The following is an 18,334-nucleotide window of genomic DNA, read 5'->3' as shown; positions in this document are numbered from 1 at the left end:
TTATCCCACCGCGTTAAGCAAGGCCGTCAGCATGTCGTCGACGGTTTTCATCATCCGGGCCGATGCCTGGTAGGTGTGTTCGAGGTCGAGCAGCAACGACATTTCCTGGTCGACATTGACCCCGGTCGCGTTGGACAGCGCTTCGGCGCTGCGCGATGCCAGTGCTTCCTTGGCATCGGAGGCGGTCGAAGCCTGCTGGCGCACGCCCTCGAACCAGCCGATCGAACTGGCGGCGTAGTCGGATACGCTGGAGGTTGCCGAAACGCCGGCGGCGGGGTCGAAAGTCATCGGCTGGTCGAGCCGGTCGCCATAGGCGACCAGAAGGGTGGAATAGGACGCGCCGCCGCCGGTGTTGGCGACATAGGCCGCACCATTGGCGCCGCCGTCGCGCAGCAGCGTCGGGTTGCCGCCGGTGCTCGGGTCCATCGCCGCATTGACGCTGATGGACGCGGCAAGGCCGGTGACCAGCGTGCCGGCGGCCGGCACGGCCGGCGCTCCCGACCAGGTGAACAGGCCGGCGGCATTGGCCATCGAGGGTGCGGTCTCGGCAAAAGCGGTGATCAGGCCACGCGCGGTCTCGTCGAGCTGGCTCTGCATGGTCGAGGCGACGCCGTCGCGCAATTGCAGCAGGCCGGCAAGCGTGCCGCTGGCGCTGGTGTTGCCGCCGGCTCCCGCCGAGATCGGCACGTTGTCGATGTAAACGGCATTGCCGGCGGCACCCGCGGTATAGCCTGCCGACGCCGCGAAGGTGACCGTGCGCGGTATCGTCTCGAACAAAGTCGTGCCGTCGCCGGTGGTGATGACCATGTCATTGTCGCCTCGTGTGAAGGTCGACACTGGGACATAGTTCGAAATCTTCTTCAAAAGCGCGTCGCGCTGGTCGAGCGCATCGGAAACGTCGGTGCCGGAACGGGTTCCGGACATGACCGCCGTGTTGGCATCCTGGAACTGGCTGAGCAGCGAGTTCAGGTCATCGACGGCGGTGGCGATCTGGCCGTCGGTCTGGGTGCGGAAATCCTGGACTGCCTTGGAGCCCTCGTTGAGCGAGCGCACGACCTGTTTGGCGGCGTCGATGACCGAGGCGCCGAGGTTCTGGTTCGACGGCGAGGTGGCGTAGAGCTGCAGCGCCTGCTGCAGGTTGGCGATCGCGGTCGAGGGCGAGGACGCATTGTCGACGCCATTGACCGCGACGCCCAGCTGATCCATGCCGCTGTAGAGCGCGTTCTGCCCGCTCCAAGCCGATAGCGCGCCGAGATTCTGGCGAAACAAAAGCTCGTTGGCTGCGCGCTGGATATCGACCGAACGCGCGCCCGGCGCCGTGCTGGTGACGACGGCCTGGCGCCGCGAATAGTCCGGGTTGGAGGCGTCGGCGACGTTGCGCGAGACAACGCTTGTCTGTCGCGCGGTGTTCATAAGCGCCGACTGGGCGATACTCAATGCGGTAGACAGTGACATGCGGGTCTTTCGCGGGCGACGCCCGTCTTATCTCTTCAGGTTGACAAGGACGTCCATCAGATCGGAACCGGTCTGGAAGACTTTCGAATTGGCGGTGTAGCTGCGCTGCGCCGCGATCATGTTGGTCAGTTCTTCGGCGATGTCGACGTTGGAATTCTCGAGCGCGCCGGAGATGATGGAGCCGAGTTTGCCTTCATTGGCAAAGCCGACACGAACCGCGCCGGACTCGGTGCCCTGCGAATAGACGTTGCCGGGCAGCGCGGTGAGCTGGTCCGGGCTCTGCACGTCGGCCAGCGGAATCTTGTAGAGCGGCTTGGTCGAACCGTCCTTGTACTGTGCGTAGATGGTGCCGTCCTTGCTGATCTGGACCTTGTCGATGGTGCTCGGCGCGTTGCCGTTGACCTGGGCATCGGAAACCGTGAAGCCGGCGCCAAGCTGGGTCAGCGCAGACAGATCGAGATTGAGGGTGGCGCCGTTCGGCACGGTAAATGAAACGCCGGTGGGCGTGCCGGTGAGCTTGCCGGTGGTGGTGTCGAAGGTCAGGTTGGCCGAGCCCAGCAAGCCGCCAGCGGTGTAGGGGAACGATGTTCCAGCGGTGGCCTTCGACTGATCGAAGACCGCCACCTGCCAGGTGCCGGCGCCGGTGTTGGTGAAATAGACGTCGAGCAGCTTTTTGTTGCCGAGATTGTCGTAGGCGACCATCGAGGATTTCGACGTGTATTGCGCGGTCGCAGCGTTGGCGGCGGGCAGGTTGGCGGTCGCGACCGGTGTCGCGCCGGCCGGCAGGTTGCCGGCATAGCTGCCCTCGGTGCTCGGCGTTGCGGTCATTCCCTGGTCGGAGATGACAACCGGGACCAACCCCTCGAAGCCATTGACCGTCGCTGCCGGTACGCCGTTGTCGTAGCTGTACGCCATCAGCTGGAAGCCGGCCGAGTTGACCAGTCTGCCCTGACCGTCGGGAACGAAAGCGCCGGCCCGGGTCAGGTAGGGGGTGCCGCTCGGATCCTGGACGACAAAGAAGCCATCGCCGCTGACGGCAAGGTCGGAAACCGAGGTCGTGTACTGAAGCACACCCGGATCGCTGACCGCCTGGCGGATCGTCGTGGTGACGCCGCCAGAATTGTAGGCACCGCCGGTCGACGGCATGACCAGCGTCGAGAATTCGGCGGAGGAGCGCTTGTAGCCGGTGGTGTCGGAATTGGCGATGTTGTCGGCGACCGTCGATAGGCGGTTTGCCTGGGCGTTCATGCCGGAAACGCCGGTCCGCATCATTCCGTAGAGGCTCATCGAAACGTCTCCGCTGTGTCCATGCTGCTGGCTACGAGGCTACGCATGTTTTCTTGCGCGAGGCTGGCGCGGCGCTGCATCAGAAGACGAGCCGGTAGCCGAGGAAACGCTTGGAATCGATCGGGTCGGTGCCCAGCTTCTCGCGCAGCTTCTTGCGCAGTTTGCTGATGTGGCTTTCCACCACGTTCTCCTCGACCTCTTCGTCGAAGATGCCGTAGATGGCGTTGAAAACCTGGGTCTTGGTGACACGGCGCCCGCGATTGCTCGCCAGATATTCGAGGATGCGGCGTTCACGGCGCGGCAGGGGGAGGGGCTGACCGTCGATCTCGGGGTCGCGGCCATCCATGAAGATGCGCATGGCGCCGATCTCGGTGTAGGCGACGTCTTCCTGGGCGCGGCGGCGGATGGCGGTGATGCGGGCCAGGATCTCGCGGATATGGACGGGCTTGCGAATGACGTCGTCGACGCCGCTCTCGAACAACCGGAGCGTGTTCTCCAGCGAATGCTGTTCGCTGAGCGCAATCACCGGGGCGCCGGTGCGGTCGCGGATCTGGCGCGGAGAGATGGAGCCTTCACGGCAGTCGCCGATGAGGAAGGCCCGGACCGAGCGCAGATCGGTGTCCGCGGCAGAGTTCACCCACTCACCGAATTCGCCGGACGCAAAGCCTGCACAGGCGATGCCCTCACGATCGAAAAGTGAATTGTATCCCTCTGTTACGAGCTCGCGCTCGTCAACGATCACAATCATCGGCCCCGCCTTCCGAATCAAATCATTTGCCCCGTGAAGAGAGGCGTATCCGCTGGCGGGAATCCTGAACAACCGTCATTTCTTGTAGCTAGTTTCTTGGGAGTCTGGAATCGTTTCGGTTGCATTAGCGGGCGGCCAGATGTGCTTTCGGCGGCAAGTTCTGACCAAGTCAAACCGACAATTCGGGTTGTACGGTTGGTCTATTAGTAACGGGAAATGCGCTTACGGGTTGCAGAAGCCGCGGGCGTTCGCGGTCCATTTTCCAAAGCCGGTGGCGACCATGTTGGCAATGACGCGGCAGACATAGATCTTCTGCGCCGGGTCGTTGTCGGGACCGGCATGATAGCGGGCCACGGCCATAGACCAGGTCTCGTGACGGGCATGAAGGCTGGCCAGGAAGCGCGCCGCATAGTCGACGTTCTGGCGTGGGTCGAGCATGTCCTCGACGCTGCGAAAATGCGATGCGTGGTAGTGGTGATTGATCTGCATGCAGCCCAGATCGATCAGGGTCTTGCCCTCGCGCCGGGCATTGGCGAAGGCGGCAAGGGCCTCGGTTCGGCTCCTCGGAAAGACTGCTTTTCCTTCTATATTCAAGGCATTGGGTTGAAGGCTGCCCTTGTTTCCAGTCTCCGTCAGGCCAACGGCATAGAGGATGCCGGCGGGCACGCCATAACGATCGGCGGCGCGCAGGATCTCCGGCTCGCAGGGATTGGCCGCGGCTGCGGCGGCGTTTGCCGCGCTAGATAAAGATATCGCCGCCAGCGCGCTCGCGAGCAGGCGAAGTGCCGCGGCCGTAGTCCTGCGCGTCATCGTTGCGTTTCCCTGAGGATTGCTGGCCCGGTTGCTGGCCGCCGGCTCCACCATTGCCGCTGCCCGAATTCCCCGGTTGAAAGGATGCTGGATCGCGGCCTGTCGCCGCCGCCATAGGAGCGGTTGCATCCGCCCGGGTTGTAGCGGGAACTGCTACCGAAGGTTGCAGTATCGTGACCTTGTCAACCTCGAAGCCGAGCCCCCGCAGCGACTTGACGATGGCCTCGCTGTCGGCCGACAGCCGACGATAAGCGTCGTGCGTTTCAGGCTTCAGCTCAATCGAAAGTTGTTCCCCGGAGAGGCGAAGATTGGCCGTCACCATGCCGAGTTCGGCGGGGTGGAGTTCGATCTTCAACACATGTGTCGGAACGGCAACAGAGCTGGCCAGATGGGCGGACGTGGGTGAGGCTGAAAGCGCCTTTTGCGGCCCGGCGTCGGCGGCTATGGCGTTGATCACATTGAGGGCTGCCTGGCTGATGGGACTCTGCGGCGGTGCGGGGAAGCTCCGTTCCGAGACGACGTCGATGCGCGCAGTGGACAGCGACTGTTTTCCCGCTTCTGGACGCATCGAGGACTGGACATCCTCGATGCTCTTCATCGCATTCGCGGCGTGCTTCGACCGCACGCCGGGCACATCGGCGGCCGGTGCGTCCGGCAGCTTCTGGGCCGCCGCCGCGGCGTCGCGTTTTGGCGCGCTGGAGGCAGCGCTCAGTGACTGACCGTCAAGCGCCGTCAAAGGTCCGTCGACGATCGACGCCTGCTCCGGCTTCGGCATGGTTTCGAGTGCTTCGCGTCCGCCTGCGGATTTTGGCCGGTAGGTCTTTGGCAGTGAAGCCTGCCCATCGAGCGCCGGGTCCGACGGATTCTCGCCGGTCATCGTATTGCCCCCGGCTGCCTTGGCCGTTGTCGAGAAATGCCGCAGGTCATGAAACGCGATCAGCAGCGGCAGGTCGTCCTGAAGCGGCTCGGCGTCCGGCGCCGTCTCTTCAGCGTGGGCCTTCGCGTTTGCTTCCAAATCGTCCTTGCCGGCTTTCACGTTTGCCACTTTGGCCGAGATGGTCCTTGCGGGCTCGGCCGATGCTGGTTCGGCCTTGGCGTCATGCCCGGCAAGGCCGGCAGCGAGCTTGCTCCAGTGCTGGTCGCGCGATCCCGCCTCTGTCGACGGCTGCCGTTCCGGGCGGGCAGCACCGGCATCGTCGCGCAGCATCTTGCCGAAGCCGGCGTCATCGTTCCTGCCGTTCGCGGCCGGCTGCTCCGACGTCGCGCGCGTGGAGGCAAATCCTGGCAAAGCCGAGCCGAGGCTGGTGGTCATTTGGGGGCGGCTCCAAGCATCTGGTCGATCAGGTCGAGCTGTCGACGTGTTCTGGTCATGGCGGCGTCGGTCGGATCGGCGGGCTCTGGACCGGCTGCGGGTGACGGTACCGACGCTGGCATGACAGTCGCAGGGTCGGGGGATGCCGCTGCTGCCCTGTCCGGCGCATTGGCGGCTGGTCCGCCGGAGGCCGCGGTGACGGCGGGTTGCTCCGAGATGGCGCCTTCGACCGGTGGCAGGCCACTGTCATCGGCGCCTTGCACCGTGGCGATCTCGGGCACCGGCTGCGCCGCGGCGGCAGGAACTGGGGCAGGCTTTTCCGCCGGAAGGGCGGTGGGCGGCGCGACGACCTCGCCGGCAATGGCCTGCGCGGCGTCGAGCAAAGCGCGGTCGCCCTCCGACAGCCGGCTGCGGTCGATCTTGCCGAGCTTGGCACGAACGTCCTCGATTGTCCCCGAGGTGACGGTGGAAAGGCTGGCATAGAGCAGGGCGCGTGGATCGTCCTGATTGGTGTTGCCGTCGCGGCCCTGTTCCGCCCGCGCCGAAGCGAAGGCCGATAGGTCATTCAGGCCGTCTATCGCGGCCCGGCGGGCGATGCGCAGATAGATCACCTTCTCGCGCTCGGGATCCATCATCGAGGTGATGTCGCCCAGCTTGTCCTGGCTGATCGACATGTGCAGCGCGATGACGCCGGAGACGAAGGAGTCGGCGAACTGGCTGGCATAGGGCGAATAGAGGTAGCGCTCGACATATTGGGTGGAAGCAAGGGCGAAGCGTGCCGCGTCGCCTTGCGCGACTGCAAGGCCGACCGAACGGCGAAGTGCCGCTTCCTCGACCAGCGTGCCGGGGCTGAGCAATCTTGCCTCGTCGAGCAGACGGAGTGCGGTCGCCGGCTGATCACCGGCAAGCAGTGAGCCTTTGACCAAAGCGAGGAAGGCGCCGAGATCCGGAGGCAGCGCCATGGGATCGATCGGCCTCAAGGCTTCGATAGCCTCGCCGGGCCGGCCGTTGAGGTAATCAATCACGCCTTTGGCGATGGCAAGGCTTTGCGGATCCGTCGTAGCGCGCGACGTGGCCGCTTCGACGGTCACCGGGTTGCCGCCGCTCATGCCGTAGACAAGCAGGGCTCGAAAGTTCTTGGGATCCTTGTAGTCCTCGGCATTCGCCGCCCGCAGGCGCGCATCCGCCATCTCCAGCAGCTTGGCCTGCATCGGCAGGGCGGCATGATCGCCGGCGGCTATGCGGTCCTGGATGAGTTGCAGCGAGCGCACCAGCTGATACGGCTGCAGCGCGTCCTGGGCGAAACCGGCCGACGGGTGTCCGCCGGCCAGCAGCAACAGACCAATCAACCGGCGGGTGACGGCCGCTCGCTTCATTCGCCGGTCGCCATCAGGATCTCGATGCGACGGTTCGCGGCCGCCAATGGATCGGCTGCTATTTTCGGCTGGCGGTCGGCGAAGCCGGCGACCTCGGTGATGCGGCGTTCGTCGACGCCGCCGCGCACGAGCATGTAGTAGGCGGAATGCGCGCGCGCCGTCGACAGCCGCCAATTGTCGTAGCTGTCGCCGCGGAACGGCCGGGCATCGGTGTGGCCGTTGATGCTGATGGTGCCCTTCTGGCTGTTGATGATGCGGCCGATCTTCTCCATCGCCAGCACCAGTTCGCGTCTCGGCAATGCCGAGCCGACCTCGAACATGCCGAAGTCGAGCTGATCGGTGATCGAGATGACGATCCCCTTGTCGGTGGCTTCGACCGAGACGCCGTCGTGCAGCTTGTCGCCGGGCTTGAAGGCATCGGCCAGCTGCCGCTTGACGTCGGCAGCTGCCTTGACGGCAGCCGCGGTTGGCGCCTTCTCGCCGATGTCGGGCTTGGCGGCCTTTTGCGCCTCAGGCTCTGCCTTGGCTGCGTCGGCGACCGTGGTGCCGTCCGGTTTGGTCTCGCCGGCAATTGCCGTGGCAGGGTTCGCGGCCTGCTTGCCGGTCGCGTCCTTGGCCAGCGGCTCAAGCGGTGAGGCCGCGACAGGCGGCACGGCTTTGACTTTGAGCACTTTCGTTTCGGCGGTCTTGTCGCCGGGCTTGGCCGGATCGCCCTCGATCTTCGTGCGCTCGGCGCTGGCTTCGGCGCCGGGCGCCGCTACCTGCTGCGACCAGAAATCCGGCTCGAAGGGATCGCGGTAGGAGGCGCCACCGGAGGCGCCGGTAGCCGGGCCGGCAGCCTGCACGCCGCCGTCGCCTTTCTGGCTGACATTCTGCATGACGCCGGTATCCGCGGCGATTTCCGAAAGCACCGCGTAGGGGTCGGCGAAGAGATGGTCGTCGGAGCGTTCCGCCTGCTGCGGCTCCTGCTTGTGGTCCGACGCTCCCGCGCCGGCATTGCCGTTCTGTCCGGCTTTGCTGGTCGCCTCTTGCGGATCGTCGGCCGTCAGCCCCATGGCGCGCGGACCGTCGCCGAGATCCTCCAAGCCCTTGCGGCTCGAATTGCGATCGACCAGCTTGACCGGGTTGAAGTAGCTGGCGACGGCTGCCTTAGTCTGCTCGTTCGCGGCGTTGATCAGCCACATGACCAGGAAGAAGCACATCATGGCCGTCATGAAGTCGGCGAAGGCGATCTTCCAGACGCCGCCATGGTGGGCCTCGTCATGGTCGTCATGGCTGCGCCGCACGATGATGATCTCGTGGCGGCCGTGGTCGGCGTCTGCGACGCTCATGCCAGGACCTCCGAGAGGACCGTCGACCATTCGGCCATGCGCGTCTCGAACACTGCTTCGTCGATGGCGACGGTCAGGTCGAAGCCTGGCGCCTCGACAAAATCGAGATTGGCGGCGCCGGGTCCGAGCGACGCCTTCAGCGTTTCGAACATCGAGAGCGGGCCGCGCACGACGATGCGCACCGCTTCGGCATCGCCGACCGCTTCGCGGATGGCGCCGGCCAATGCCTCGATCGAACGTTTCTGCAGATCGTCGCTGACGATGCCGCCGATGATGCGGGCGACCGTGGCGGCGACAAGTCCGGTGACGCGCGCCTCCATGGCATCGATGCGCAACGAGACCGCCTTGCCGACATCGTCGCCGAGGCTTTCGAGAAATATCCTTGCTTCCTCGGCATTGACCTGGCGTTCGGCTTCGAGCGCGGCGTCATGCGCAGCCGACAGGCGGACCTGCAGCGCTGCCTCCGCCTGGGCGACCGCCTCGGCGATCAGCGTGCCGATATCGGCCTGCGGCGCCGGCGTCTCGGGCTTGTGTTCGGGATCGATTGCTGCCCGGGACTGGCCGGCACGTTGCGCGCGCGTCCCGAAATCAGGCAGAAGGTCGAAGAGGGCTACGGAGGGCATGGTTTACACCGCCACTTCCTGGGCAGCCCATTTGCGCAGTATCTGCGCGGTGCGCTCCTCGTTGAGATCGACCATCCTGGCAAGCCTGTCCTGCGGCGCCGGCCGGATCTTCTGGCGAAGATCGTCGAGCGGCGTGGGGCCTGGGCGTGTGCCTGGCAAGGCCCCAATCGCGGCACTGTCGGTGGCCGCCATTGCCTCCGGCGTCGGCAGCGAGCGCTGGACGTCGTCGAAGCTGGGACCTGCCAGGGCCGGAGTAGCCTTTGCCGTCAGCGCCGCGGCCATCGGCCTCAGGCCGAAGAAGGCGACCAGGAACACCACGACGATGAAGGCACCGGCATTGATCATCGTGCCGGCATGCTGGCCGATCGAATCGAGCATTCCCGCCTGCGGGATCGCCTCGCCATCCAGGCCGTCGATGAACTCGACCGCCGAGACGTCGATGATGTCGCCGCGCTTTTCGTCAAGGCCGGTAGCGGACGTGACCATCTTCTGGATCTCGGCGACGCGCTTGGCGATCTGCTCCGGCGTGGCGTCCTTGCCGAGGATGGCCGTCAGCCGTTGCTGATTGACGACCACGGCAATCGACATCTTGGTGACGGTGTAACCGTTGGAGACCGTGGCGATCTTCTTGGAATTGATCTCGTAGTTGGTGATCTCTTCCCTGCGGTCGTTCTGCGAGGAGGATTGCGGACCATCGGTGGCGGTTGCCTGGGTCTCGGGCAGGTTCTGCTCGACGCTGGCCGGAGTGGAAGCCTGCTTCTGGTTGTTGTTCTCGTTGGCCCGCACCGACTGCACCGAGCGTTCGACGCGGGAATTCGGATCGAAGATGGTCTCTTCCGTCTGGCGGGTGTCGGTGTTGACCTCGGCCTTGACGCTGGCGCGGAAATTGTCGGGGCCGAGATAGGCCGTCAGCGCACGGCGGATGTTGTCTCCGATCTGCGCCTCGACGGTCTGCTCGACGCCGAGCGTGCGGGCGGCGCTGGTGTTGGAAGGATCGTCGCCCGCGGCCAGCAGATTGCCGCTGGAATCGAGAACAGTCACCTTGTCTGCCGACAGGCCGGGAACGGCGGCGGCGACGAGATGGCGGATCGACATGGCGCTCTTCTCGGCGTCGATGCCGGCGTAGCGGATGACCACGGAGGCCGAGGGCTGCTGCTCGTCGCGCCGGAAATTGGCGCGTTCGGACATGACGATGTGGACCCGCGCAGCCTTGATGCCCGATATGGACTGGATGGTGCGGGCGATCTCGCCTTCCAGCGCCCGCACGCGGGTGATCTGCTGCATGAAGGAGGTGAGGCCGAGCGAGCCAACATTGTCGAACAATTCGTAGCCGGCATTGGCGCTGGTCGGCAGACCCTTTTCGGCAAGCAGCATGCGGGCCTGAGCGGTGGTGCCGGCCGGCACCAGAACCGAGGTTCCATCGGCGCCGACATCGAAGCCGATGCCGGCTTCGCCCAGCACCAGGCCGATCTGGTTCACGTCGGCGCGGTCTAGTCCCACATAGAGCGTGTCATAGGCGGGGCGGTTGAGATAGACCGAGGCGATGCCGATGACGCCCATCACCAGAACGGCGATGCCCGCCAGCATGGCGAGGCGCTTCACGCCAAACCCGCGGAGATTCGAGATGATGCTCTGGATCTGTTCCGGCACGGTTCAACGACTCCCAGCATGATTGTCCGCCGGAACTCTAGTCTTCGAAGCTTGTGCGAAAATGAAATCGGGCCGCGCTGGCGGCGCGGCCCGATTATCTGATGGGAAGGTGGGCGCCGGTGGCGCCCGTGATCAGCTCTTGAACAGAGACAGGATCGACTGCGAGGCGCTGTTGGCGATCGACAGCGCTTGAACGCCGAGCTGCTGCTGAACCTGCAGTGCCTGGAGCCGGGTCGATTCCTTGTTCATGTCGGCATCGACAAGCTGGCCGACGCCGCGGTCGATGGAGTCCATCAAACTCTGGGTGAAGGTCTTCTGCAGGTCGATGCTGCTCTTGGCCGAACCGAGGATGGTGGCGGAGTCGGTCAGCTGGGCCATGACGTTATCGATCCTGTTCACCATCTGCGTGATGATGTCGTCGGTAATGCCTGGTGCCGTGATATCGAGGTTGTAGGCGGAGATATTGTCGACCTTGGCGACCGCTCCCGCCGCTGTCTGGCCGGCGGTGTTCGCGGCGATGTCCGTTCCTCCGCCCGCGATCACGCCCGCATAGGCGTTGTCGTACAGGGTCTGGGCGGCGCCCGTGGAATAGATGGACGTCTGGCGATCGAGGGTTCCGTAATTCTTGACCTCGGCGGCGAGGCCGTAGTCGAAAAGCTTGGTGCTCTCGACATCGATATCGATCGTCCCGATCGAGATGGCGCCGGATGAGGAACGATTGAATGAGGACACGATCTGGGAGTCGGGCTGGACGCCGTCATTGGCGGCCGCAACCTGCTTTGAGGTCACCGCTAGGAAGTTCGAGCCTGAAAAGGTGGCCGCATCGGCGAACGACTTCATCTGCGCCTGAAGCGCTTTGATCTCGGTCTGCGTCTTTGCCTTGGCTGCGTCCGTCTGGCCGACGGTCGAAAGCAGCTTGGTCTTGATCTGGCCGATCGTTGTCAGCACATTGTTCATGCCGGTGTAGGCGGTGTCGACTTTCGAGGCGCCGAGGCCGAGTGCATCCTGCACCGTCGACAGGGCCTGGTTGTCGGAGCGCATCGTGGTGGCGATCGACCAGTAGGCGGCGTTGTCCGAGGCTTGCGAGACACGGTAGCCAGTCGATATGCGGGCCTGTGTCTGCTCGAGTGACTTGTTGGTGGCGCTGAGGCTTTGAAGCGCGGTTAACGCCGCGGCGTTGGTCATGATACTCGCCAAGAAAGTCGCTCCTTCTCAAAGGCCGGCATGCTCAGACATGCCGGATAGGCCTGCTTCAACCGTGGTATCGTGCCAGTAGGGCCGATTCGCCAACCGTTGTAACCTATTGGTTAACCATAATTAGCGGGACATGGTTAACAGCCTGTTAAACGCGGCCTTTCGAGAGTTAACGACAGAGCGTTGCGCGCGGTCCGAGCAAACGAAATCGGGCCGCGCTTTTGGCGCGGCCCGATTTTAGTGCAAGTTGGCGGATGCGATTAGCCGCGGAAGAGCGACAGGATCGACTGCGACGAACCGTTGGCGATCGACAGCGCCTGGATGCCGAGCTGCTGCTGGACCTGCAGGGCCTGGAGACGGGTAGATTCCTTGTTCATGTCGGCATCGACGAGCTGGCCGACACCGCGATCGATGGAGTCCATCAGGTTCGAGGTGAAGGTCTTCTGCAGGTCGATACTGCTCTTGGCGGCGCCGAGCGTGGTGGCGGCGTTGGTCATGGCCTTGAGCGCGGCATCGACGACGTTCATCTGCTGCGCGATCTGGCTATCGCTGGCGGCCGTGCCACCCGAGAAGATAGTCAGCGAGGCAACCGAATAGGTGTCGGTAACCGCTGCGGCAGCGCCCAACGTCGGTGCCGAGGCCGTGGCAACAGCAGCGCCCGTGGTGCCGAGGCGGGCCGTGTCGAGAATGCCCTTGGCGGTTGGTGCCGCGCCGGCATCGTACAGCTTGATGCTTTCCACATTGACATCGATCGTCGAGATCGAAGCCGCGCCGGTCGCGTCGCGGTTGAAGGCCGAAACAATCTTCACGTCGGCCGCGGTGCCTGTCGCAGTGGACACCGAAAGCATGTTGGTGCCGGAGAAGGTGGCGCCATCGGCGTAGGCCTTCAACTGGTTCTGAAGGGCGGCGATTTCGACCTGGGTCTTTTCCTTGGAGGCGTCCGTCTGGCCGTAGGACGCGACCAGCTTGGTCTTGATCTGGTTGATCGTATCGATCGCGCTACTCATGCCGGTATAGGCTGTGTCGACCTTAGAGGCGCCGAGGCCGAGAGCGTCCGAAACGGTGGACATTGCCTGGTTGTCGGAGCGCATCGTCGTGGCGATCGACCAGTAAGCGGCGTTGTCCGAAGCCTGCGAGACCTTGTAGCCGGTCGAGATGCGGGCCTGGGTGTCGGTGAGGGATTTGCTGGTGGCGTTGAGGCTCTGCAGGGCCGTCAATGCGGCGCTGTTCGTCATGATGCTGGACATGGTACTCGGACCTTGATTTTACAGGTATTTTTTACATACCGGCTCTACCGGTATGACGGTGCGGCATCATGCCCATGATCTCTCAAAATCGATCACCCGCCATCTGCGAGCGAATATGCGGGCAAGTCCCTACCAAAGGGCTAAACCGGACGGTTAATCGAAAATATATTGCTGGGATTTCGAGCCGGCGCCGCAGGGTCAGTTGAAGGAGCGCACCAGGCTGCCGACAAGCAGGTTCCAGCCGTCGATCAGGACGAAGAACAGGATCTTGAACGGCAGCGACACCACTGTCGGCGGCAGCATCATCATGCCCATCGCCATTGTGATGGTGGCGACGATCAGGTCGATGACTAGGAATGGCAGCACGATCAGGAAGCCGATCTCGAAACCGCGCCGGATCTCCGAGATCATGAAGGCCGGCACCAGGATGCGCAGGTCGACGGTGTCACGCGAAACGGTCTGTCCGCGCTCGCGGGCAAGGTCGGCGAAGAGGTCGAAATCCTTGTCACGCACATTGTGCAGCATGAAGGTGCGGAACGGGTCTGAAATCTTGTCGAAGGCTTCGGTCTGGGTGATCTGGTTGTCCATCAGCGGCTTGACGCCGGTGTTCCAGGCCTGATCGAAGGTCGGCGCCATGACGTAGAACGTCATGAACAGCGACAGCGAAATCAGGATGAGGTTCGCCGGTGTCGACTGCAGGCCGATTCCGGCGCGCAGGATCGAGAAGGCGATGACGAAACGAGTGAAGCTGGTCACCATGATCAGCAGGCCTGGCGCCACCGACAGAACGGTCAGCAGGCCGAACATCTGGATGATGTAGCCTACGGTGGTGCCGTCGGCCTTGCCGATACCGCCGAGATCGAGTTGCTGCGCCGTCGCGACGGACGTTGCGGCCGCGATCATCGCCGTGGCGAGAAGGAACTTTCTCATTCGAGCAGCAATGTCCTGATGAGTACCTGTTTGGCGTGACCCTGGCTGCGGATCGCGGCGCGTTCTTCGAGGTCGGCCTTCAGGTGCTGGTAGCCGCTGGCCCCCTCGATCTGATGCATCTTCAACGTGCGCACCAGGGCCAGAAGGTCCTGGTGGATGTCATCAGACATTGCCTGTGGCTGCGGCGCGTCATAGACGATGGACACCTCCATCCTGATCCATGTGCCGGCAGGCGAGGCGATGTTGGTGGTGATCGGCGCCAGCACGACAAGCATCGGGCCCAGGCCTGGCTGCTCGGCCGCGGTGGGCTGCATGATCTTGCCTTCGTTCTCAGGCGCGACCGGTACCGACGCCGGTGCGCCGACGCCTTTGAGATAACCGCCGGACATCCAGCCCATGCCAATGGCGGCCGCCGTCACAAGCAGCAGCAGGCCGGCCTGGATAGCAGGGGAGGGACCCTTGCGTGGCTGAACCTGTTCGATATTTGCCACGGCGCCCTGCTCCGATCCTAGAACGGAAGAACCTGGTCGAGAATCTGCTGGCCGTAGGCAGGCTGCTGGACCTCGGTGATGCGACCGCGTCCGCCGTAGGAGATGCGGGCCTCGGCGATACGTTCGTAGGGGATGGTGTTTTCGGCGCCGATATCGGCCGGCCGCACGATGCCGGCGAGCGTCAGCACCCTGAGCTCGGCGTTGACGCGCACTTCCTGCGATCCGGTGATCATCAGATTGCCGTTGGGAAGCACATCGGTGACGATCGCCGCGACATTGAGCTCAAGCGTCTCCGAGCGCTTGATCTCGCCGTCGGCAGTCGTGTCCGTGGTGGAGCTGAGAGCCCCAGCGCCCTTGCCGGCGGTGCTCCACTTGTCCCACTGCGCGCTGAGGTCGTAACCGAGTTTGCGATTGGCGGTGCGGCTCCTGTCGTTCTGGTTCTTGAAGTTGGCCCGATCGTTGATCTTGATCTTGACCGTCAGGATGTCGCCCTGGGACAGCGCCCGCGGGTCGGTGAACAGCCGGCTCTGGCGGTCGTCCCACAACGAGAATTTCTTGACTGGCGCGGGCGGCGTTTGCGGATAGCGATAGAGGGAGCCGGTACTGCCGCCATCGATGCCGGAGCCGACCGGGGACAGAGCCGGCTCCCTGCCGACCTCCTTGAGGTTGGTTCCGCAACCCGACAGCACGGTGACCGCGCACAGGACAAGCATTTTCCGGATCATGACGGATCTACCCTTCGGGCTGCGCTGGCCATAATGCCGGTGAGCGTCGCCGCCGCCTTCTGGTCCATTTCGTTGAGGATGACGCTCGCCTTGCGTGAATCGAGCTTCATCAATATGGCCGCAGCCAGATCGGCGTTGACGATGGCCAGCCGCTCGGCGGCGGCGTCGGGCTTCATGCCGGCGTAGATCTGGACGACGCCGTCCTCTGCCCGGGCCAGGAAAACCTCGCGTCGCTTCAGCCAGGTCTCGTATTCAGCTTTCTTTGCATCGAGTGCTTTCATGCGCTCGTCAATGCCGGCCTGGAGCTGCTTCAGTTCCTCCGCCTGCAGGACATAGCGGCGGTCGCGGGCGGCGTCGGCGATGTTTGAGCAGAAGCGCTCGATCTCGCTTTGGTCCGGCGCCTTTTCCCGCGTCAATTGCTGCGGCGCCGCTGCCACCGGTGCCCCCGGCAGGACCTGGCGGACCGTCTCCTCGCCGCGCGCAGTGTCGCCGGCAAAGGGCAGCGTCGCGAGAATAGCGGTCGCGAGCAGGATCGCGGCTTTGCGGTGTCTGCCATCATGGCGTGGGAAGGAGCGCGTCATCGGCATCGCCTATTGCAGAACCAGGTCGGCCTGCAGAGCCCCGGCCGACTTGATGCCCTGCAGGATGGCGATGATGCCATCCGGCTTGACGCCGAGGCGGTTGAGGCCGGAAACGAGGGTCTGGAGATCGGGTCCGTCAAGCACGGCAACGCGGGCGTCGGGCCGGCTGGCGTCGATGGCGGTGAACGGTTCGACGGCGGTCTCGCCCTTGGAGAAGGGCTCGGGCTGGACGATGCGCGGCGCTTCGGTGATGCGCACGGTGAGCGTGCCGTGGCTGATGGCGACACGTGAGATCTTGACGTCATTGCCGATGACGATGGTGCCGGTGCGCTCGTCGATCACGACACGGGCCGGCGTGTCGGATTCGACCACCAGATTCTCGATTTCGGCATAGAAGCGCGCCGCCGAGACACCCTTCGGCCTTCTGATCTGCACGGTGCGAGAATCGCGCTCGGCCGCCACCCGCATGCCGAAGCGCTGGCCGGTGTAGTCGTTGATGGCGTCCGCGATACGGATAGCGGTCGAGAAATCGGGATTGCGCAGTTGCAGCGTCAGGATCGCCTGATCGTCGAACTCGGCCTGGACAGCACGCTCGACGATGGCGCCGTTCGGCACGCGGCCGGAGGTCGGCACGCCTTGCGTCAGCTGCTCGGCCTGTCCCTGGGCGGTAAAGCCGGACACGATGACCGAGCCTTGGCCGACGGCATAAATCTCGCCGTCCGCTGCCTTCAGCGGCGTCATGATCAGCGTGCCGCCGGAAAGCGAGGTCGCGTCGCCCATCGAGGAGACGTCGATGTCGATGCGGGCGCCCGATTGCACGTAGGGCGGCATGTTGGCGGTGACGATGACGGCGGCGACATTCTTGGCGCGTGCACTGCCGCCTTCGGTGGCGATGCCGAGGTTCTCGAGCATCGCGCGGATCGACTGTTCGGTGAATGGCGAGTTGCGCAGGCTGTCGCCCGATCCGGCAAGGCCGATGACCAGGCCGTAGCCGACGAGCTGATTGTCGCGCGAACTCTGCAACTGGGCGATGTCCTTGATGCGCGCGGCCACCTGGCCCGGCGGCAGCGAACTCGGCCCGGTCGAAACCCGGAACATGCGGCTGGTGGTGGCCGGATCATATTCGGGATCGTTGTAGACGCCGCCATTCTTGGCGGCGAGCTCGCGCTTGGCCTTCGACGTCAGGCCGTCGGCCAGCGCCGGCTGCAGGCCAAGCACGGCTGCCAGCATCAGGGTAAGCCCGCGCATCATGACGCGCTGACCTGGATGGTTCCGTCCGCCATCACCGTGCCGGACAGGATTTTGCCGCTGTCGATGTTGCGAACCTTGACGAGGTCGCCCGGGGCTCCCGGCTGCAGCGTCACGGCGGTGGCCGAGATCGTCAGCCCGCCGGCGATGAAGAAGATCTGCACGGAAGCACCCTGTTCGACCAGCCAGGCCTCGCGGATGGCGGTGGAAGGAATGTAGCGGCCGGGCAGCAGCGTGCGCTTGGCGACCTTGCCATCCAGTTCTTCGGCCCGCGTGGCGACCGCCTCCGGCTTGTGCTTGCCAACGATAAGGGTGACCTGTTTCAGGGCAGCCAGGTTGATGGTCTCGCCGGGATAGATTACCCGGCTCGGAATAAGCACCACCTCGCCGCCAGCTTGATTGCTGGCGATCCGGGTGGCCGATTGGTTGGCCGACTCCTGGGCAAAAGCCGGCATCGTGCCGGTCACCAGCGCAAGGATGAGCGCGGTGCGGCGGAATGCGGACAGAAGGCCGGGCGTCGACATCATGCGTTACCTGATGTTCTTGGAGACCACGGAGGCCATGTCGTCGGCGGCCTGGATGACCTTGGAGTTCATCTCATAGGCGCGCTGCGCCGAGATCAGCTCGGTGATTTCCTTGACCGGGTCGACGTTGGAGGCTTCGAGATAGCCCTGCTGGATGGTGGCAAAGCCGGGATCGCCCGGCACGCCGACATTCGCCGGCCCCGAAGCCGTGGTTTCCTGGAACAGATTGTCGCCGAGCGGCGCCAGGCCGGCCTCGTTGGCGAAGTTGGCGATCTGAAGCTGCCCGAGGTTCTGCAGGTCGGTCTGGCCGTCGATGCGGGCGAAGACCTGGCCGGTCTTGTTGACGATGACCTCGACGGCATCCACGGGAACATTGATTGCCGGAATGACGGCAGCGCCGTCGACCGTCACGAGTTGGCCGGTGGCGTTGGTGTTGAGAGCTCCGGCGCGGCTGTAGAGCGTGCCGCCGTCGGCACCCTCGATCTGAAACCAGCCCCTGCCGGTCAGCGCCAGGTCGAAACTGTTGCCGGTGCTGGTCAGTTCGCCCTGGGTGTGCACGTTGCGCACGGCCGTCGTCTTGACGCCGAGGCCGATCGAGACGCCCTCCGGCACCAGCGAGGCGTTGGAGCGGTTGGGCACGCCTTGCGTGCGGTCGACCTGATAGAGCAGGTCGGAGAATTCGGCACGGGCGCGCTTGTAGCCGGTGGTGTTGATGTTGGCGATGTTGTTGGCGATGACTTCCAGATTTGTCTGCTGGGCATTCATGCCGGTGGCGGCGATGGCGAGTGCTTTCATGGCGGAA

At 64.3% G+C, this 18,334-nt stretch carries 18 protein-coding genes; all 18 read right to left on the bottom strand.

What is annotated here, in order from left to right:
* Positions 1-1,455, bottom strand: coding sequence for a flagellar hook-associated protein FlgK (gene flgK / locus AC0L24_RS06215; protein ID WP_127271695.1), 1,455 nt, complete (start codon positions 1,453-1,455; stop codon positions 1-3).
* Between the two features lie 27 nt (positions 1,456-1,482).
* Positions 1,483-2,742, bottom strand: coding sequence for a flagellar hook protein FlgE (locus AC0L24_RS06210; RefSeq protein ID WP_127322241.1), 1,260 nt, complete (start codon positions 2,740-2,742; stop codon positions 1,483-1,485).
* A gap of 79 nt (positions 2,743-2,821) precedes the next feature.
* On the bottom strand, positions 2,822-3,490 hold the full coding sequence (locus AC0L24_RS06205) for a response regulator transcription factor (protein WP_013529780.1): 669 nt from the start codon (positions 3,488-3,490) through the stop codon (positions 2,822-2,824).
* Between the two features lie 222 nt (positions 3,491-3,712).
* Positions 3,713-4,300, bottom strand: a complete 588-nt coding sequence (locus AC0L24_RS06200) for a transglycosylase SLT domain-containing protein (protein WP_050592657.1) — start codon at positions 4,298-4,300, stop codon at positions 3,713-3,715.
* Complete coding sequence (gene fliK / locus AC0L24_RS06195) at positions 4,230-5,612, bottom strand: flagellar hook-length control protein FliK (RefSeq protein ID WP_127398111.1); 1,383 nt, start codon at positions 5,610-5,612, stop codon at positions 4,230-4,232. Before fliK ends, AC0L24_RS06200 begins: the two co-directional genes overlap by 71 nt.
* Positions 5,609-6,988, bottom strand: coding sequence for a chemotaxis protein MotC (locus tag AC0L24_RS06190; RefSeq protein WP_127809416.1), 1,380 nt, complete (start codon positions 6,986-6,988; stop codon positions 5,609-5,611). The genes fliK and AC0L24_RS06190 overlap by 4 nt, the downstream gene beginning before the upstream one ends.
* On the bottom strand, positions 6,985-8,319 hold the full coding sequence (locus AC0L24_RS06185) for a MotB family protein (protein ID WP_127809417.1): 1,335 nt from the start codon (positions 8,317-8,319) through the stop codon (positions 6,985-6,987). Before AC0L24_RS06185 ends, AC0L24_RS06190 begins: the two co-directional genes overlap by 4 nt.
* Positions 8,316-8,942 carry a hypothetical protein gene (locus AC0L24_RS06180; protein WP_127809418.1) on the bottom strand — a complete coding sequence of 209 codons (627 nt, stop codon included), beginning with the start codon at positions 8,940-8,942 and terminating at the stop codon, positions 8,316-8,318. Before AC0L24_RS06180 ends, AC0L24_RS06185 begins: the two co-directional genes overlap by 4 nt.
* A 3-nt stretch (positions 8,943-8,945) precedes the next feature.
* On the bottom strand, positions 8,946-10,592 hold the full coding sequence (gene fliF, locus AC0L24_RS06175; RefSeq protein WP_127397375.1) for a flagellar basal-body MS-ring/collar protein FliF: 1,647 nt from the start codon (positions 10,590-10,592) through the stop codon (positions 8,946-8,948).
* A gap of 132 nt (positions 10,593-10,724) precedes the next feature.
* Positions 10,725-11,789, bottom strand: a complete 1,065-nt coding sequence (locus tag AC0L24_RS06170; RefSeq protein ID WP_127270046.1) for a flagellin N-terminal helical domain-containing protein — start codon at positions 11,787-11,789, stop codon at positions 10,725-10,727.
* A gap of 257 nt (positions 11,790-12,046) precedes the next feature.
* Positions 12,047-13,033 (bottom strand): flagellin N-terminal helical domain-containing protein, encoded by a 987-nt coding sequence (locus AC0L24_RS06165; RefSeq protein WP_127271439.1) that lies wholly within the window; start codon positions 13,031-13,033, stop codon positions 12,047-12,049.
* Between the two features lie 198 nt (positions 13,034-13,231).
* Positions 13,232-13,963 (bottom strand): flagellar type III secretion system pore protein FliP, encoded by a 732-nt coding sequence (gene fliP, locus AC0L24_RS06160; RefSeq protein ID WP_127271437.1) that lies wholly within the window; start codon positions 13,961-13,963, stop codon positions 13,232-13,234.
* On the bottom strand, positions 13,960-14,454 hold the full coding sequence (locus tag AC0L24_RS06155; protein ID WP_127399238.1) for a flagellar basal body-associated FliL family protein: 495 nt from the start codon (positions 14,452-14,454) through the stop codon (positions 13,960-13,962). Before AC0L24_RS06155 ends, fliP begins: the two co-directional genes overlap by 4 nt.
* Before the next feature lie 17 nt (positions 14,455-14,471).
* A complete protein-coding gene (flgH, locus tag AC0L24_RS06150) occupies positions 14,472-15,179 on the bottom strand; it encodes a flagellar basal body L-ring protein FlgH (protein WP_127290408.1) in 708 nt (235 codons plus the stop codon).
* Complete coding sequence (locus AC0L24_RS06145; RefSeq protein ID WP_127809422.1) at positions 15,176-15,760, bottom strand: MotE family protein; 585 nt, start codon at positions 15,758-15,760, stop codon at positions 15,176-15,178. Before AC0L24_RS06145 ends, flgH begins: the two co-directional genes overlap by 4 nt.
* Before the next feature lie 9 nt (positions 15,761-15,769).
* Positions 15,770-17,011, bottom strand: a complete 1,242-nt coding sequence (locus AC0L24_RS06140; RefSeq protein ID WP_473563566.1) for a flagellar basal body P-ring protein FlgI — start codon at positions 17,009-17,011, stop codon at positions 15,770-15,772.
* Positions 17,008-17,535, bottom strand: a complete 528-nt coding sequence (flgA, locus tag AC0L24_RS06135; RefSeq protein WP_127326677.1) for a flagellar basal body P-ring formation chaperone FlgA — start codon at positions 17,533-17,535, stop codon at positions 17,008-17,010. The genes AC0L24_RS06140 and flgA overlap by 4 nt, the downstream gene beginning before the upstream one ends.
* Before the next feature lie 3 nt (positions 17,536-17,538).
* Positions 17,539-18,327, bottom strand: coding sequence for a flagellar basal-body rod protein FlgG (gene flgG, locus AC0L24_RS06130; protein ID WP_013529795.1), 789 nt, complete (start codon positions 18,325-18,327; stop codon positions 17,539-17,541).
* Positions 18,328-18,334: the final 7 nt, after the last annotated feature.

The sequence above is a fragment of the Mesorhizobium sp. WSM4809 genome, from assembly GCF_055811655.1.
Note: the sequence above shows the minus strand (reverse complement) of the source record. Positions and strands in the feature narration are given on the sequence as shown.

Coding starts and splice junctions, on each gene's coding strand:
- AC0L24_RS06145 (WP_127809422.1), bottom strand. CDS start 15,760: ATGACGCGCTCCTTCCCACGCCATGATGGCAGACACCGCAAAGCCGCG.
- AC0L24_RS06210 (WP_127322241.1), bottom strand. CDS start 2,742: ATGAGCCTCTACGGAATGATGCGGACCGGCGTTTCCGGCATGAACGCC.
- flgK (WP_127271695.1), bottom strand. CDS start 1,455: ATGTCACTGTCTACCGCATTGAGTATCGCCCAGTCGGCGCTTATGAAC.
- AC0L24_RS06140 (WP_473563566.1), bottom strand. CDS start 17,011: ATGATGCGCGGGCTTACCCTGATGCTGGCAGCCGTGCTTGGCCTGCAG.
- AC0L24_RS06205 (WP_013529780.1), bottom strand. CDS start 3,490: ATGATTGTGATCGTTGACGAGCGCGAGCTCGTAACAGAGGGATACAAT.
- AC0L24_RS06165 (WP_127271439.1), bottom strand. CDS start 13,033: ATGTCCAGCATCATGACGAACAGCGCCGCATTGACGGCCCTGCAGAGC.
- fliK (WP_127398111.1), bottom strand. CDS start 5,612: ATGACCACCAGCCTCGGCTCGGCTTTGCCAGGATTTGCCTCCACGCGC.
- AC0L24_RS06185 (WP_127809417.1), bottom strand. CDS start 8,319: ATGAGCGTCGCAGACGCCGACCACGGCCGCCACGAGATCATCATCGTG.
- flgH (WP_127290408.1), bottom strand. CDS start 15,179: ATGATCCGGAAAATGCTTGTCCTGTGCGCGGTCACCGTGCTGTCGGGT.
- AC0L24_RS06200 (WP_050592657.1), bottom strand. CDS start 4,300: ATGACGCGCAGGACTACGGCCGCGGCACTTCGCCTGCTCGCGAGCGCG.
- fliP (WP_127271437.1), bottom strand. CDS start 13,963: ATGAGAAAGTTCCTTCTCGCCACGGCGATGATCGCGGCCGCAACGTCC.
- AC0L24_RS06190 (WP_127809416.1), bottom strand. CDS start 6,988: ATGAAGCGAGCGGCCGTCACCCGCCGGTTGATTGGTCTGTTGCTGCTG.
- flgG (WP_013529795.1), bottom strand. CDS start 18,327: ATGAAAGCACTCGCCATCGCCGCCACCGGCATGAATGCCCAGCAGACA.
- flgA (WP_127326677.1), bottom strand. CDS start 17,535: ATGATGTCGACGCCCGGCCTTCTGTCCGCATTCCGCCGCACCGCGCTC.
- AC0L24_RS06180 (WP_127809418.1), bottom strand. CDS start 8,942: ATGCCCTCCGTAGCCCTCTTCGACCTTCTGCCTGATTTCGGGACGCGC.